The 15,378-nt window shown below is 72.9% G+C and carries 13 protein-coding genes and 1 pseudogene; 5 read left to right on the forward strand and 9 right to left on the reverse strand.

Translation table 11 applies throughout. From position 1 onward, the window contains the following. Positions 1-89: 89 nt before the first annotated feature. The 4 genes from BJF86_RS02900 to BJF86_RS02915 form a co-directional block, all read right to left on the reverse strand. Positions 90-869, reverse strand: a complete 780-nt coding sequence (locus BJF86_RS02900; protein ID WP_075816892.1) for an ABC transporter permease — start codon at positions 867-869, stop codon at positions 90-92. Continuing rightward, positions 866-1,573, reverse strand: a complete 708-nt coding sequence (locus tag BJF86_RS02905; RefSeq protein WP_237768054.1) for an ABC transporter ATP-binding protein — start codon at positions 1,571-1,573, stop codon at positions 866-868. Before BJF86_RS02905 ends, BJF86_RS02900 begins: the two co-directional genes overlap by 4 nt. Before the next feature lie 62 nt (positions 1,574-1,635). Next, positions 1,636-2,637 carry a COX15/CtaA family protein gene (locus tag BJF86_RS02910; RefSeq protein WP_075816893.1) on the reverse strand — a complete coding sequence of 334 codons (1,002 nt, stop codon included), beginning with the start codon at positions 2,635-2,637 and terminating at the stop codon, positions 1,636-1,638. Next, positions 2,634-3,602 carry a heme o synthase gene (locus BJF86_RS02915; protein ID WP_075816894.1) on the reverse strand — a complete coding sequence of 323 codons (969 nt, stop codon included), beginning with the start codon at positions 3,600-3,602 and terminating at the stop codon, positions 2,634-2,636. Before BJF86_RS02915 ends, BJF86_RS02910 begins: the two co-directional genes overlap by 4 nt. A 220-nt stretch (positions 3,603-3,822) precedes the next feature. Between BJF86_RS02915 and tkt the strand changes: the two are divergent. The 5 genes and pseudogenes from tkt to BJF86_RS02940 all read left to right on the forward strand — a co-directional run bounded on the left by tkt (position 3,823) and on the right by BJF86_RS02940 (position 11,490). After that, positions 3,823-6,023: pseudogene (tkt, locus tag BJF86_RS02920) on the forward strand (transketolase). Between the two features lie 46 nt (positions 6,024-6,069). Next, the gene (tal, locus tag BJF86_RS02925) at positions 6,070-7,194 is read left to right on the forward strand and encodes a transaldolase (RefSeq protein WP_075816895.1); all 1,125 of its coding nucleotides are present in this window, start codon (positions 6,070-6,072) and stop codon (positions 7,192-7,194) included. Then, positions 7,191-8,822, forward strand: coding sequence for a glucose-6-phosphate isomerase (locus BJF86_RS02930; protein WP_075816896.1), 1,632 nt, complete (start codon positions 7,191-7,193; stop codon positions 8,820-8,822). The genes tal and BJF86_RS02930 overlap by 4 nt, the downstream gene beginning before the upstream one ends. Next, the gene (gene zwf, locus BJF86_RS02935; protein WP_075816897.1) at positions 8,819-10,372 is read left to right on the forward strand and encodes a glucose-6-phosphate dehydrogenase; all 1,554 of its coding nucleotides are present in this window, start codon (positions 8,819-8,821) and stop codon (positions 10,370-10,372) included. Before BJF86_RS02930 ends, zwf begins: the two co-directional genes overlap by 4 nt. Then, entirely contained in the window at positions 10,369-11,490 is a 1,122-nt protein-coding gene (locus BJF86_RS02940; RefSeq protein ID WP_075816898.1) for a glucose-6-phosphate dehydrogenase assembly protein OpcA, read from the forward strand. The genes zwf and BJF86_RS02940 overlap by 4 nt, the downstream gene beginning before the upstream one ends. A 25-nt stretch (positions 11,491-11,515) precedes the next feature. Here BJF86_RS02940 and BJF86_RS02945 read toward each other — a convergent pair whose 3' ends face one another. The 5 genes from BJF86_RS02945 to gap form a co-directional block, all read right to left on the reverse strand. After that, the gene (locus tag BJF86_RS02945) at positions 11,516-11,872 is read right to left on the reverse strand and encodes an RNA polymerase-binding protein RbpA (protein WP_075816915.1); all 357 of its coding nucleotides are present in this window, start codon (positions 11,870-11,872) and stop codon (positions 11,516-11,518) included. 87 nt (positions 11,873-11,959) lie between these two features. Then, complete coding sequence (gene secG, locus BJF86_RS02950) at positions 11,960-12,202, reverse strand: preprotein translocase subunit SecG (RefSeq protein WP_066635270.1); 243 nt, start codon at positions 12,200-12,202, stop codon at positions 11,960-11,962. A 113-nt stretch (positions 12,203-12,315) separates the two neighbouring features. After that, positions 12,316-13,113 (reverse strand): triose-phosphate isomerase, encoded by a 798-nt coding sequence (tpiA, locus tag BJF86_RS02955; RefSeq protein ID WP_075816899.1) that lies wholly within the window; start codon positions 13,111-13,113, stop codon positions 12,316-12,318. 1 nt (position 13,114) lies between these two features. Then, positions 13,115-14,332 carry a phosphoglycerate kinase gene (locus BJF86_RS02960; protein WP_075816900.1) on the reverse strand — a complete coding sequence of 406 codons (1,218 nt, stop codon included), beginning with the start codon at positions 14,330-14,332 and terminating at the stop codon, positions 13,115-13,117. Next, entirely contained in the window at positions 14,332-15,336 is a 1,005-nt protein-coding gene (gap, locus tag BJF86_RS02965; protein ID WP_075814042.1) for a type I glyceraldehyde-3-phosphate dehydrogenase, read from the reverse strand. Before gap ends, BJF86_RS02960 begins: the two co-directional genes overlap by 1 nt. Positions 15,337-15,378: the final 42 nt, after the last annotated feature.

Here is a 15,378-nt window from a genome sequence, read left to right on the forward strand (position 1 = left end):
TTGCGGGAGCAGGTGCCAAGCAAGGCGACCCTCACCGCAGCGCCCTTCGCGCGGGCTCCCGCCTACCCCGGCAGTGCGTGATCGGACGCTCAGTCGGACCAGCGCAGCACCCGCCGCGCGAGCAGCCCGCCGAGCACCGCCCAGCCGGCGAGCACCAGCATGGCACGCAGGTCCCACTCCCCCAGGACGAGGGCCGACCGCAGGGCGTCGCCGAGCGCCGCCGACGGGAGCCACGCGACCACCGCCTGCCCGGGCAAGGCCGCCGCCGGCAGCACCACCCCGCCGAGCCCGGCGAGCAGGACCCAGACCAGGTTGGCCAGGGCCAGCACGGCCTCGGCCCGCAGCGTCCCGCCGAGGCAGGCGGCGAGCGTCACGAAGGCCGCCACGCCCAGGACCACCGCCAGGAGGGCCGGCGCGAGCCCGTCCGCCCGCGGGTCCCAGCCGAGCATCAGGCCGACCGCCGCCACGACGCCCAGCTGCAGGACGAGGACGCCGAGGACCGACAGCACCTTGGCGAGCAGGAGCCCGCCGCGGCCGAGGGGGGTCGTCCCCAGCAGCCGCAGCACCCCCCAGCGCCGCTCGAACCCGAGCAGGATGGCCTGACCGGTGAAGGCCGTCGACAGCACGGTCAGCGCGAGGACCCCTGGCGTGAGCACGTCGAGACGATCGCGGCCGGCCCACGGCCCCACCGCCAGCTCGGGGGAGGTCAGCACGGACAGCCCGAGCAGCGCGAGGACGGGCAGGACCACCGAGACCAGCAGCTGCTCACCGTGCCGCAGCAGCCCCATGGCCTCGAAGCGCGCCTGCGCGAGCACGCGCGCCGCCGGGGCTGCCGGTGCGCTCGGTCGCGGGGCCGCCTCGGTGCTCATCGCAGCGCCCCGTCGGTCAGCACGAAGTAGGCGTCCTCCAGGCTGCCCGCCCCGCTGCGGCGGCAGATGTCCGGCACGCCGCCCCGCTCGACGACCTGGCCGGCGACGACGACCACGACGTGGTCGGCCAGCCGCTCGGCCTCGTCGAAGGAGTGGGTCGTCACCACGACCGCCGCGCCGTCCCGCGCGATCCCGGCGACGAGGCGGTGCACCTCGCGCCGCGCGTGCGGGTCCAGGCCGGCGGTCGGCTCGTCCAGGAAGGCCACCTCGGGCCGACCCACCAGGGCCGCGGCCAGGGCGACCCGCTGCCGCTGGCCGCCGGAGAGCCGGCGCACCGGCCTCCGGGCGGCGTCCCCCAGCTCGAGCCGGTCGACGAGCTCAGCCACGTCGACCGGGTCGGCCCAGAGCCGCGCCAGGTGGCGCAGCAGCGTCGTCGGGGTGACGGCCTGGGGCAGACCGCCGTCCTGCAGCATGACCCCGACGCGGGCCCGGTGGTCGGCATCCGCGCCCCACGGGTCCTGTTCCAGCACCCGCACCGTCCCCGCGTCCGCGCGCTGGAGCCCGACGGCGATCTCGACGGCGGTGGTCTTGCCCGCCCCGTTCGGGCCCAGGACGCAGGTGACCTCGCCCGCGCGAGCCTCGAGCGTGAGGCCGTCGAGCGCCTGGGTGGCGCCGAACCGTCGCGTCACCTGCTGCAGCGACACCGCCGGCCTGCCTGGGTGGTCGCGACGTGCGTCCGGTCCTGCCGCCCCGCTCACGGCCCCGCTCACCGGGAGGCCACGAGGTCGCCGCTGCTGCGGCTCGGCTGCGGGACCGCGCTGACGGCATACATCTTCTCCACGGTCATCGCGGTGACCGCGCACAGCGCGGCCGCCCCGACGAGGTGGACGACGACGGCCACGACGGGCAGCCCGGTGAAGAACTGGTAGTAGCCCACCGCCCCCTGTGCGACCACGAGGACCACCAGCAGGAGCAGCATCCGTCGCACCGGGCGGGGCCAGCCGGCACGCACCGCCAGCGCCAGGGTCAGGAACGAGGTCGCGACGAGGGCGTAGACCGGCACCGCGTGGGCGCGGGTCACGAGGTAGGCGTCGAAGGTGTGGCGCGCGACGTCGCCGGAGTCGCCGGAGTGCGGTCCCGTCCCGGTCACCAGGGTGCCCAGGTAGACCGTCAGGGCCACCGAGACGGCGAGGACCGCCCCGAGCAGCCGCATCGTCCGCCGTCCTGTGGTGACCTGTCCGGGGCGTTCGGCCCGGGCGACGCCCGGCAGGCTCGCCCGTCGGGCCCGGTCGACCAGGATCCCGCCGAGCGTGATGAGACCGGCGGAGACGAGGAAGTGCACCCCGACCACCCAGGGGTTGAGCCCGGTGATGACGGTGATCCCACCCAGCACCGCCTGCACGGGTATGCCCAGCGCCATCACCAGGGCGAGCACGAACAGGCCCGGGTGCGTCCGCCGCGAGCGCCAGACGGAGAGGAAGGTGAGCACGGCCACCGCCACGAGCACGAAGGTCAGCAGGCGGTTGCCGAACTCGATGACGCCGTGCATACCCATCTCCGGCGTGTTCGTCCAGGACGCGTCCGTGCAGCGGGGCCAGGTGGGACACCCCAGCCCGCTCGCGGTGAGCCGCACCAGGCCACCGGTGAGCACGAGCAGCGCGTTGGCGAGCAGCGAGGCCCACGCCATGGCACGGACCCAGGCCCCCGGGGCGTCGGGGAGCAACCGCCCGAGCACCCGGCGGACGCCACCCTCCCCCGCGGTGCTCATGTCAGCGGCAGGTGCAGCAACGGGTCCACCGCCACACCGAGGAAGAGGAGGGTGAGGTAGCTGATCGAGAAGTGGAACAGCCGCATCGCCCCGAGCGGGGGGCCGGTGACCCCGGCCCGGGCCCGGCCCAGCAGCCGGTGCGACTCCACGACGAAGACCGCGCCGGCGACCCCTGCGACGACGGTGTAGACCCATCCCATCGGGGCGACCGGGACGAGCACGAGCGAGGTGAGGACGGTGACCCAGGCGTACACCACGACCTGGCGGCCCACGGCGATGTCCTCGGCGACCACCGGGAGCATCGGCACGCCGGCCGCGGCGTAGTCCTCCTTGAAGCGCATCGACAGCGGCCAGTAGTGCGGCGGCGTCCAGAAGAAGACGACGAGGAACAGCACCAGCGCGGCCCAGGACAGCCCGTCCGTGACAGCCGACCAGCCGATGAGCACGGGCATGCACCCGGCGACCCCGCCCCACACGATGTTCTGGCTGGTGCGCCGCTTGAGGACGATGGTGTAGAAGACGACGTAGAGCGTGATCGCGCCCAGCGCCAGCCAGGCGGACAGCCAGTTGACGACCAGTCCCAGCCACAGCACCGAGGCCACCCCCAGGACGGCGCCGAAGAGGAGCGCGGAGCGCGGCGAGATCGCGCCGGTGACCAGCGGCCGGGTGGAGGTGCGGTGCATCTGCGCGTCGATGTCGCGGTCGAGGTAGCAGTTGAGGACGTTGGCCGAGGCCGCCGCCAGAGTGCCGCCGACCAGGGTTGCGACGATGAGCCACACCGGCGGGACCCCGCGCTCGGCGAGGAACATCACCGGGAAGGTGGTGACCAGCAGGAGCTCGATGATGCGCGGCTTGGTCAGCGAGACGTAGTCGCCCACCACCCGCCGCCACGGCCGGGCGACCCGACCCGCGGTCCCGGGCCGAGGCCGTCCGGGACGGGCGGGGCGTGGGTGGAGCGTGGTCACGGCATCCTTCGACGGTCGTGGTGCGGGTCGCGCGAGGAGCGCTCGGGGGCTCGCGTCGCACCGTCCATCGTAGCCGCCCGGTGTGGTGGCCCGCGCCGCGGACCGGGACGGGGGCGGCCCGGCTCGCGCCCGGCCCCCCAGGGACTATGGTCGTGGTGTACCGGGGCGTCCTCGCGGCGCCGCGTCGTCACGTGCCCCCGCACCGTCAGGAGATGAACCAGTGACCACCTCCACCGAGACCTTCACCGCCGGCCGCGACAGCGCGCTGGCGAGGCCCGTCTGCTCCCAGGTCGGCTGGACCGACGCCGACGTGCGGGCCGTGGACACCGCCCGCGTCCTGGCGGCCGACGCCGTCGAGAAGTGCGGGAGCGGGCACCCCGGTACCGCCATGAGCCTGGCCCCGCTCGCCTATCTGCTCTACCAGAACGTCATGGTGCACGACCCCGCCGACCCCCACTGGCTCGGCCGCGACCGGTTCGTGCTGTCGGCGGGCCACGCCGCCCTGACCCAGTACATCCAGCTGTACCTGTCCGGCTACGGCATGCAGCTGGAGGACCTGCAGCAGCTGCGCACGTGGGGCTCGGCCACCCCGGGGCACCCCGAGGTGCACCACACCACCGGCGTCGAGATGACCACCGGCCCCCTGGCTCCGGGATGGCCTCCGCCGTCGGGCTGGCCATGGCGCAGCGCCGCCAGCGGGGGATGCTCGACCCGGACGCCGCGCCCGGTGAGTCGCCCTTCGACCACCAGATCTGGGTCATCGCCTCGGACGGCGACATCATGGAGGGGGTGACCTCCGAGGCCAGCTCGCTCGCCGGCCACCAGGAGCTGTCCAACCTCACGGTCATCTACGACCAGAACTTCATCTCCATCGAGGACGACACCGACATCTCCTTCAGCGAGGACGTCGCCCAGCGCTACGAGGCCTACGGCTGGGCTACCGAGGTCGTCGACTGGCGCTCCCAGGCCCCCTACACGGAGAACGTCGACGAGCTGTACGCCGCGCTGCAGGCCGCGCGGGCACGCACCGACCGGCCGACGCTGGTGCTGCTGCGCACCATCATCGCCTGGCCGGCGCCGGAGGCCCGCGACACCGGGGCGGCCCACGGCTCCGCCCTGGGGGCCGACGAGGTCTCGGCGACCAAGCAGCTGCTCGGTTTCGACGCCCGGCGCACCTTCGCCGTCGAGGACGAGGTGCTGCAGCACGCCCGCCAGGTGGGCGAGCGGGGTGCCCAGGCCCGGTCCGCGTGGGAGGAGCGCTATCAGGCGTGGCGCTCGGCCCACCCGGACAACGCGGCCCTGCTCGACCGCCTCCAGCGGCACGAGCTGCCCGAGGGCCTGGACGACGCCATCCCCACCTTCCCGGCGGACGAGAAGGGCATGGCCACCCGCAAGGCGTCCGGGGAGGTGCTGAGCGCCCTCGCCGACGTGATGCCCGAGCTGTGGGGAGGCTCGGCCGATCTGGCCGGGTCCAACAACACCACCATGTCGGGCGTGCCGTCGTTCGTGCCTAGCGGCAAGGCCACCGAGATGTTCCCGGGCGACGAGTACGGCCGCACGCTGCACTTCGGCATCCGGGAGAACGCCATGGGGATGATGCTCAACGGCATCTGCCTCGAGGGGCTCACCCGCCCCTACGGCGGCACCTTCCTCACCTTCTCCGACTACATGCGCCCGTCCCTGCGGCTGGCCGCCATCCAGCAGGCCAACCCGGTCTACGTGTGGACCCACGACAGCATCGGGCTCGGCGAGGACGGACCGACCCACCAGCCCGTCGAGCACCTGGCCGCCCTGCGGGCCATCCCCGGTCTGGACGTCGTCCGCCCGGCGGACGCCAACGAGACGGCCGTCGCCTGGCGCACCGTCCTCGACATCCAGGACCACCCCGCCGCGCTGGTGCTGAGCCGGCAGAACCTGCCGGTCTTCGACCGGGACGCCATGGAGTCGGCCGAGGGGACCGCCCGCGGCGCCTACGTGCTGCAGGAGGCCGGCAGCGGTGAGCCCGAGGTCATCCTCGTGGCCACCGGGTCCGAGGTGCAGCTCGCCGTCCAGGCACGCGAGCGGCTCGAGGCCGACGGTGTCGCCACCCGGGTCGTGTCCATGCCCTGCCGTGAGTGGTTCGCCCAGCAGGACCGGGCCTACCGCGAGCAGGTGCTCCCGCCGCGCGTGCGGGCCCGGGTCAGCGTCGAGGCCGCCGTCGGCCAGGGCTGGCGCGAGGTCGTCGGTGACGCCGGCCGGCTCATCAGCCTGGAGCACTACGGCGCCTCCGCGGACTACCAGCGGCTCTACGACGAGTTCGGGATCACCGCCGACGCGGTCGTCGCGGCTGCCCGCGACTCCATCACCGACACCACCCGCGAGCCGGTCCCCGGCGGGGCCGAGGTCCCGGACGAGGGCGGCTCGGAGACCGTCGGCGCCTGAGCGGAACCACGCGACGGCTTCCCCCCACCACCACCTGAGGAGCGAGATGACTGACACCACCCGCACCACCCTCCACGACCTGGCCGACGCCGGGGTCTCGGTCTGGCTGGACGACCTGAACCGGCCGATGATCTCCTCCGGGGAGCTGCAGTCCTACGTGGACCGCGGCGTCCTGGGGGTCACCACCAACCCCACGATCTTCGCGTCCGCGCTGGCCGAGGGCGACGCGTACTCCGAGCAGGTGCGCGAGCTCGCCGCCGACGGCGCCGACGTCGATGATGCCGTCTTCGCCCTGACCACCGACGACGTGCGCGACGCCTGCGACGTGCTGCGCCCTGTCTACGACCGCACCGACGGCGTCGACGGCCGGGTGTCCATCGAGGTGGACCCCGGTGCCGCCAAGGACACCGAGCGGACCGTGCAGATCGCCCAGCAGCTCTGGGAGACCATCGACCGGTCGAACCTGTTCATCAAGATCCCCGCCACCGTCGAGGGTCTGCCGGCGATCACGCAGACGCTGGCCAGCGGCATCAGCGTCAACGTCACCCTCATCTTCTCCCTCGACCGCTACCGGGGGGTGATGAACGCCTACCTCACCGGGCTCGAGCAGGCCCGGGAGCAGGGCAGGGACCTGTCCACCATCCACTCGGTGGCCAGCTTCTTCGTGTCTCGGGTCGACGGGGAGATCGACTCCCGGCTGGAGGAGATCGGCACCGACGAGGCCCTCGCCCTGCGCGGGCGGGCAGGCCTGGCCAACGCACGGCTCGCCTACCAGGCCTTCGAGGAGGTCTTCGCGACCCCGAGGTGGCAGAACCTCGCCGACGACGGCGCCCGCCTGCAGCGGCCGCTGTGGGCCTCCACCGGGGTGAAGAACCCCGACTACGAGGACACGATGTACGTCACCGGGCTCGTCGCCCCGCACACCGTCAACACCATGCCGGGCAAGACCCTGGAGGCCACCGTCGACCACGCCGAGCTGACGGGCGACACCATCACCGGGGAGTATGCCGGTGCGCAGCAGGTCCTCGACGACCTCGAGCGGGTCGGCGTCTCCTACAGCGACGTGGTCGCGCAGCTCGAGACCGAGGGCGTCGACAAGTTCGAGGCCTCCTGGGACGAGCTGCTCGGCACCGTGCAGGACGAGCTGGACAAGGCGGAGGGCTCCCGGTGAGCGCCCTCGCGGTCCAGGCCCTCGGTGCCGCGGCCGACGCCGTCGAGCACCACCTGCCGGCCCTGGTCACCGACCAGGTCGCCTCGCGACTCTTCGCGCGGGATGCGACCCTCTGGGGCCCGGACGCCGAGTCGGAGGCCGCCATCCGCCTCTCCTGGGTCGGGCTGCCCCGCTCCTCGCGTCCGCTCGTGGGCGAGATCGAGGCGCTGGCCGAGGAGCTGCGTGAGCGTGGCGTCGACCGTGTCGTGCTCTGCGGCATGGGTGGCTCCTCGCTGGCACCGGAGGTCATCACCGGCACCGCCGGGGTGCCCCTGGTGGTGCTGGACAGCTCCGACCCGGACATGGTCCGCGGGGCGCTGGAGGAGGACCTCGCCGGCACCGCCGTCGTCGTCTCCTCCAAGTCCGGCTCCACCCTGGAGACGGACAGCCAGCGCCGGGCCTTCGTGCACGCCTTCACCGAGGCGGGCATCGACCCGACCGAGCGCATCGTCATCGTCACCGACCCCGGCAGCCCGCTGGACGAGCAGGCCCGGGCCGACGGCTACCGCGTCGTCAACGCCGACCCCGAGGTGGGCGGGCGCTACTCTGCGCTGACCGCCTTCGGGCTCCTCCCCTCCGGCCTGGCCGGGGTGGACGTCGGGGCACTGCTCGACGAGGCCGAGGAGGTCGCCGACCTCCTCGCCGAGGACGACGAGGCCAACCCGGGGCTGCGCCTCGGGGCCGCCCTCGCGGGCACCGAGCCGCTGCGCGACAAGCTGCTGTTCACCGACGCCGGGTCCGGCATCGTGGGGCTGGCCGACTGGGCCGAGCAGCTCATCGCCGAGTCCACCGGCAAGCAGGGCACCGGCGTGCTCCCGGTCGTGGCCCCGGAGGGTCCCTCCCCCACCCACGGCATCCAGGACACCTCGGACTGCACGGTCGTGGTCCTCGCCCCGGAGGACGACGAGGGCGAGGGATCGTCGGCCCACGCGGACGCCGACTCGGTCGTGGAGGTCTCCGGCTCGCTGGGCGCCCAGCTGCTGCTGTGGGAGGTCGCGACGGCCGTCGCGGGCCGCCTGCTCGGGATCAACCCGTTCGACCAGCCGGACGTCGAGAGCGCCAAGAAGGCTGCCCGCGAGATCATGGAGGGCGGTGCCGACGCCGCGGGCGCCCCCGTCCTGACCGACGGCGCGGTCGAGGTCCGCACCGGTGGCGGGGGCTGGCTCCCCGAGGGCACCGACAGCCTCGACGGCGCGGTCGCCGCGCTGCTGGACCAGCTCGACCCGACCCGCGGCTACCTCGCGGTGATGGTCTACCTCGACCGGCTCGAGCAGGCCGACCTCGCCGAGGTCCAGGCCGAGCTCGTCGAGCGCACCGGGCGCCCGGTCACCTTCGGCTGGGGCCCGCGCTTCCTACACTCGACCGGTCAGTACCACAAGGGTGGGCCGGCCCAGGGCGTCTACCTGCAGGTGACGGGCGCGCCGCAGACGGACCTCGACGTGCCCGGCAAGGACTTCACCTTCGGGGAGTTCATCGCCGCGCAGGCGGCCGGGGACGCCGCGGTGCTCGCCGACCACGAGCGACCGGTGCTGCGCCTGCACCTCACCGACCAGGCAGCCGGGCTGACGCAGCTGCGTGAGGCCCTGTGAGCGGCCCCGCGCCCGCACCTGTCACCGCCGACACCAACCCGCTGCGCGACCCGGACGACAAGCGCCTTCCGCGCATCGCCGGGCCGTGCAGCATGGTCATGTTCGGCGTCACCGGGGACCTGGCCCGCAAGAAGCTCATGCCGGCCATCTACGACCTCGCGAGCCGGGGGCTGCTGCCGCCCGGGTTCTCGCTGGTCGGGTTCGCGCGGCGCGAGTGGGCCGACCAGGACTTCGCGAAGGTCGTCTACGACTCGGTGCGCCAGCACGCGCGCACCGAGTTCCGCGAGGAGGTCTGGCGCTCATTGGCCGAGGGCTTCCGTTTCGTCCCCGGCGCCTTCGACGACCCGGACGCCTTCGAGCTCCTGGCTCGGACGGTCCGCGAGCTGGACGAGGAGCGCGGCACCGGGGGCAACCACGCCTTCTACCTGTCGATCCCCCCGTCGTGGTTCGCCGACGTCTGCACCCGGCTGCAGGAGTCTGGGCTGTCCGACCCCCGACCGGGCACCTGGCGTCGCGTCGTCATCGAGAAGCCGTTCGGGCACGACCTGAGCAGCGCCCAGGAGCTCAACGAGATCGTCGAGGGCGTCTTCCCGGCCGACTCGATCTTCCGGATCGACCACTACCTGGGCAAGGAGACGGTGCAGAACATCCTCGCGCTGCGCTTCGCCAACCAGCTCTTCGAGCCGGTGTGGAACGCCAACTACGTCGACCACGTGCAGATCACCATGGCCGAGGACATCGGCATCGGTGGTCGCGCGGGCTACTACGACGAGGTCGGGGCCGCCCGGGACGTCATCCAGAACCACCTGCTCCAGCTCCTGGCGCTCACGGCCATGGAGGAGCCGGTCGCCTTCACCGCGGACGCGGTCCGGGCGGAGAAGGAGAAGGTGCTGGCCGCGGTCAGCCTGCCCGAGGACCTCGACGCCGCCAGCGCCCGCGGACGGTATGCCGCAGGGTGGCAGGGCACCGAGAAGGTGGACGGCTACCTCGACGAGGAGGGCGTCGACCCGGCGAACGAGACCGAGACGTATGCCGCCCTCAAGGTCGACGTGCGCACGCGGCGCTGGGCCGGGGTCCCGTTCTACCTGCGCACCGGCAAGCGCCTGGGCAAGCGGGTCACCGAGATCGCCGTGGTCTTCCGCCGCGCGCCGCACCTGCCCTTCACCTCCACCGCCACCGAGGAGCTGGGCGCCAACGCGATCGTCATCCGCGTGCAGCCGGACGAGGGGATGACGATGCGCTTCGGTTCCAAGGTGCCGGGCAGCCAGATGGAGGTCCGCGACGTGTCGATGGACTTCGGCTACGGCTCCACGTTCACCGAGTCCAGCCCGGAGGCCTACGAGCGGCTCATCCTCGACGTGCTCCTGGGTGAGCCGCCGCTCTTCCCCCGGCACGAGGAGGTCGAGCAGTCCTGGCGCATCCTCGACCCCGTCATCGACCACTGGGCCGCGAGGGACGAGGCACCAGAAGACTATCCCGCCGGGACCTGGGGCCCGGCAGGTTCGGACGAGATGATGCGCCGCGACGGCCGCGAGTGGAGGCTCCCATGATCCTGGACCTGCCCAGCTCCAGCGCGGCGGACGTCGCCAAGAACCTCGTCCGGCTGCGCAACCAGGTCGGGGCCATGGCGATGGGCCGGGTGCTGACCCTGCTGGTCGTCGTCGACGAGGAGCTCGCGGAGGAGGCCGTTGACGTCGCGAGCGAGGCCACCCGGCAGCACCCGGCCCGCATCCTCGTGGTCGTGAGCGCCAACGCGCGCGGCCGCGGGCGGCTGGACGCCCAGATCCGGGTCGGCGGGGACGCCGGTGCCTCCGAGATCGTGGTGCTCCGTCTCTACGGCGACCTGACCCGCCACGGCAGCTCGGTGGTCACACCGCTGCTGCTCCCCGACTCCCCCGTCGTGGCGTGGTGGCCCGGGGAGGCCCCGGCCGACGTGGCCGGCGACCCGCTGGGGCAGATGGCGCACCGCCGCATCACCGACGCGGCGGCTGCCGGGTCGGCCACCGGCACCCAGCTGCGGCGCCGGACCAAGCACTACCGACCCGGTGACACCGACCTCACCTGGACGAGGATCACCCGGTGGCGGGCCCTGCTCGCGGCCTCCCTGGAGAGCGAGCCGTTCGAGCCGGTGCAGCGCGCCGTGGTGGCGGGCGAGCCCGACTGCCCGAGCTGTGACCTGCTGGCCGGGTGGCTCGCGTCGTCGCTGCGCTGCCCGGTCGAACGGGTTCGCACCCCCGTTGGGTCGGGCGTGCAGAGCGTGCGGCTGGAGCGCACCGCCGGGCCGGTGGACCTCGTGCGGCTGGACGACTCGGGAGACACGGCCACCTTGTCGATGGTCGGGAGCCAGCCACGCCTCGTGGCCCTGCACACGCCCAGCGTGCCGGGAGCGCTCACGGCCGAGCTGCGGCGGCTGGACGCCGACGAGGTGTATGCCCGTTCCCTGTGCGACGGTCTGCCGCGGGTCCGGCGGGGCGGGACCCGCTCGGCGGCTGCCCGGGCGGGCGACTCCCCCGCTGGTCCTGCGCGGGTCGACCGCAGCGGGTCGGCGCGGCTGGGCAGCCGGTCGCTGCAGAAGGCTGAGGAGCCGGCGGACGGCGCGGACTCAACCGCCGTGGAGGAGGCCGTCCAGGAGGGGCTGGCCGAGACCGAGGAGACCGGCTCGGGCTGAGGCCGAGGTGTGGGTCGGTGGCGGCTCAGCGGCCGCCGCCCACCCCGCGCTCCCGCATGCGGGTGAGGGCCTCGTCGAGCAGGGCCGCGCCGTCGGAGTCGCTGCGGCGCTCCTTCACATAGGCCATGTGGGTCTTGTAGGGCTCGGTCCGTGGCGCCTCGGGCGGGGTGGCTCGGTCCTGGCCGGCAGGGAGCCCGCACCGGGGGCAGTCCCACAGGTCCGGCACCTCCACCTCCCCGTCCTGCGCGAAGCTCGGCCGGGTCTCGTGGCCGTTGGCGCACCAGAAGCTGACAGTGACCCGTGGCGCCGCGTCCCCGCGCTCGCTCTCCCCCATGGGGCCGGACCCCACGCGCGAGCCGCGGATGGCGTTCGTGTTGACCATGGCTGCCTCGTCCTTCAGAGCCGACCGGGTGTGGACGAGCACCACCCTACCCCCGACGCGCGACCCTCCTCTCCCACAGGGGGGAGCTCAGCTGAACCGGACGAGCACGCCGAGGCCGACGATGACCGACACCCACACCAGGGCCATCGCCACGGTGATGCGGTTCAGGTTGCGCTCGGCGACCGAGCTCCCGCCCAGGCTGCTGCTCATGCCTCCGCCGAACATGTCGGACATGCCACCACCGCGGCCCTTGTGCATGAGGATGAGCAGCACCAGGAAGCAGCTGGTGATCACCAGCAGGGCGTCCAGGAACCAGCGGACGAACTCCACGTGGGCACACCTTGTCGTCGAACGGTCGGGGGTCTGGTGCTCCGCGAGACGGCTCGCGGAGCACCAGACAGCCTAACTGACGCAGCGGTGCCCCGCCGACACTCGGATGCCGCTCAGCCGCCCGCGCCGGCGTGCTGCTGGTAGCGGCAGATGGACGCGAAGTCGTCCACCGACAGCGACGCACCGCCCACGAGGGCGCCGTCGATGTCGGGGCGCGCCATGATCTCGGCGACGTTGCCCGGCTTGACCGATCCGCCGTAGAGCACCCGCACACCGTCGGCCACCGACCGGCCGACCAGCTCGGCCACGGTCTCCCGGACCGCCGCGCAGACCTCCTGCGCGTCGTCCGGGGTGGCCACCTCACCGGTGCCGATGGCCCACACCGGCTCATAGGCCACGACCGTGCGGGAGACCTGCTCGGCGTCGAGGTCGGCGAGGGCGGCCCGCAGCTGACCCACCACGTGCTCGACATGGGTGCCGGCCTGCCGCACCTCCAGCGCCTCGCCGACGCACAGGATCGGCGTCAGACCGTGGCGCAGGGCGGCCCGCACCTTGGACCCGACGAGCTCGTCGGACTCGGCGTGGCCCTCGCGCCGCTCGCTGTGCCCCACGACGACGTAGGTGCAGCCCAGCTTGGCCAGGAAGGCGCCGGAGATGTCCCCGGTGTACGCGCCCTCGTCGTGCGGGCTCAGGTCCTGGCCGCCGTAGCCCAGCGCGAGCTGGTCCCCCTGTACCAGGGTCTGCACCGAGCGCAGGTCGCTGAACGGCGGGAGCACCACGACCTCGACGGCGGCGTGGTCGTGCCGGCCGTCGCGCAGGGTCCAGTCCAGCTTCTGCACGTGGTGGGTGGCCTGGAGGTGGTCCAGGTTCATCTTCCAGTTGCCCGCCATCAGCGGGGTGCGTGCGCTCATCTCAGTCCTCCAGCACCGACAGTCCGGGAAGGTCCTTGCCCTCGAGGTACTCCAGGCTCGCCCCACCGCCGGTGGAGATGTGTCCGAAGTCGTCCTCGGTGTGCCCGAAGTCCCGGACGGCGGCGGCGGAGTCCCCTCCGCCGACCACCGTCAGGGCACCGGCGGAGGTCCGGTCGACCAGGGCCTGCGCCACCGCCTTCGTGCCCGAGGCGAAGGGCGCCATCTCGAAAGCGCCCATCGGGCCGTTCCAGAAGATGGTCTGCGCGTCGGCCAGCCGGCCCACGAAGAGCTCCTCGGAGTCCGGGCCGATGTCCAGCCCCATCCGGTCGGCCGGCATCCCGTCCGCCGGCACCACCTCGTGGGCGGCGTCGGCCGAGAAGCTGTCGGCGACGACCACGTCGGTCGGCAGGACGATCTCGACGCCCCGCTCGGCCGCGGTCTCCAGGTAGCCCTTGACCGTCTCGACCTGGTCCTCCTCCAGCAGGCTGGTCCCGACCTCGTGCCCCTGGGCCTTGAGGAAGGTGAAGACCATGCCGCCACCGATGAGCAGCCGGTCGGCGACCGCGATGAGCGACTCGATGACGCCGAGCTTGTCGCTGACCTTGGCGCCGCCGAGGATCACCGCATACGGGCGGCGCGGGTCCTCACGGAGGGTGCGCATGACCTCGACCTCGGAGACGACGAGCCCGCCGGCGGCGTGTGGCAGCAGCCGCGGCACGTCGTAGACCGAGGCCTGGGCCCGGTGGACCACGCCGAAGCCGTCCGACACGAAGCCGTCGGCCAGGCCGGCCAGCGCCTGGGCGAAGTCGGCCCGTTCCTCGTCCGTCTTGGCGGTCTCACCGGGGTTGAACCGGAGGTTCTCCAGGACCAGGACGTCGCCGTCCCCCAGGGCCTCCACTGCGGCGGTGGCGCGGTCCCCGACCGTCTCCTCGACGAAGGACACGGTGATGTCGTCGTCGAGGAGCTCGTCGAGGCGGGTCGCCACCGGGGCCAGGGAGTACTTCGCCTCGGGCGCGCCCTTGGGGCGGCCGAGGTGGGCGCAGACCACGACCCGGGCGCCCTCGCGGGCCAGCCGCTCGATCGTGGGCACCGAGGCGCGCACCCGCCCGTCGTCGGTGATCTCCTGACCGTCGAGCGGCACGTTGAGGTCGCTGCGCACCAGCACGGTGCGACCCGCCAGCCCGCCGAGGTCGTCGCTGAGCTGATCGATCGTGCGCATCAGAGCGAGCTGCCCACCAGCGCAACGAGATCCACGAGGCGGTTGGAGTAGCCCCACTCGTTGTCGTACCACCCGACGACCTTGACCTGGTCCCCGATGACCTTGGTCAGGCCGGAGTCGAAGATGCAGGACGCGGGATCGGTCTCGATGTCCTTGGAGACGATCGGGTCCTCGGTGTAGGTGAGGATGCCCTTGAGCTCGCCGTCGGCCGCCTTCTTCAGCGCGGCGTTGACCTCCTCGACCGTGACCTCGCGGGAGGCCTGGAAGGTGAGGTCGGTGGCCGAGCCGGTCGGGACCGGGACGCGCAGGGCATACCCGTCGAACTTGCCCTTGAGCTCGGGCAGGACGAGAGCGACGGCCTGGGCAGCACCGGTCTTGGTCGGGACGATGTTGAGCGCGGCGGCCCGGGCGCGGCGCAGGTCCTTGTGCGGCCCGTCCTGCAGGTTCTGGTCCGCGGTGTAAGCGTGGATAGTGGTCATCAGGCCCTTGACGATGCCGAACTCGTCGTTGAGCACCTTGGCCATCGGCGCGAGGCAGTTCGTGGTGCAGGAGGCGTTGGAGATGATGTCGTGGCTCGCGGGGTCGTAGTCCTTCTCATTGACGCCCATTACGACGGTGAGGTCCTCGTTCTTGGCGGGCGCGGAGATGATGACCTTCTTGGCGCCGGCGTCCAGGTGCGCCTTGGCCGTGGTGGCGTCGGTGAAGATGCCGGTGGACTCGACCACGACGTCGGCGCCCAGGTCGCCCCAGGGCAGGGCGCCCGGGTCCTTCTCCGCGAAGGCCTTGAACGCCTTGCCGTCGATGCTGATCTCGTCCTCGGAGCTGGTCACCTCGCCGTCCAGGCGGCCCAGGATGGAGTCGTACTTGAGCAGGTGGGCCAGGGTCGCGTTGTCGGTCAGGTCGTTGACGCCGACGATCTCGACGTCCGCCCCGGAGGCCAGCACGGCCCGCATGAAGTTGCGGCCGATGCGTCCGAAGCCGTTGATTCCTACGCGAACGGTCATGGAAACCCTTCCTCGATGCTGGTGGTTTGCGGCCCGCCGGGT

This window comes from Serinicoccus sp. CNJ-927 (genome assembly GCF_001942435.1).
In the GTDB taxonomy this organism is placed as follows: domain Bacteria; phylum Actinomycetota; class Actinomycetes; order Actinomycetales; family Dermatophilaceae; genus Ornithinicoccus; species Ornithinicoccus marinus.

Bases quoted from the DNA above. Each gene is read 5' to 3' on its own strand.
- gap (WP_075814042.1), bottom strand. From the start codon at position 15,336: ATGACCGTTCGCGTAGGAATCAACGGCTTCGGACGCATCGGCCGCAAC.
- tal (WP_075816895.1), top strand. From the start codon at position 6,070: ATGACTGACACCACCCGCACCACCCTCCACGACCTGGCCGACGCCGGG.
- tpiA (WP_075816899.1), bottom strand. From the start codon at position 13,113: ATGAGCGCACGCACCCCGCTGATGGCGGGCAACTGGAAGATGAACCTG.
- BJF86_RS02940 (WP_075816898.1), top strand. From the start codon at position 10,369: ATGATCCTGGACCTGCCCAGCTCCAGCGCGGCGGACGTCGCCAAGAAC.
- BJF86_RS02900 (WP_075816892.1), bottom strand. From the start codon at position 869: ATGAGCACCGAGGCGGCCCCGCGACCGAGCGCACCGGCAGCCCCGGCG.
- BJF86_RS02960 (WP_075816900.1), bottom strand. From the start codon at position 14,332: ATGCGCACGATCGATCAGCTCAGCGACGACCTCGGCGGGCTGGCGGGT.
- BJF86_RS02945 (WP_075816915.1), bottom strand. From the start codon at position 11,872: ATGGTCAACACGAACGCCATCCGCGGCTCGCGCGTGGGGTCCGGCCCC.
- BJF86_RS02910 (WP_075816893.1), bottom strand. From the start codon at position 2,637: ATGAGCACCGCGGGGGAGGGTGGCGTCCGCCGGGTGCTCGGGCGGTTG.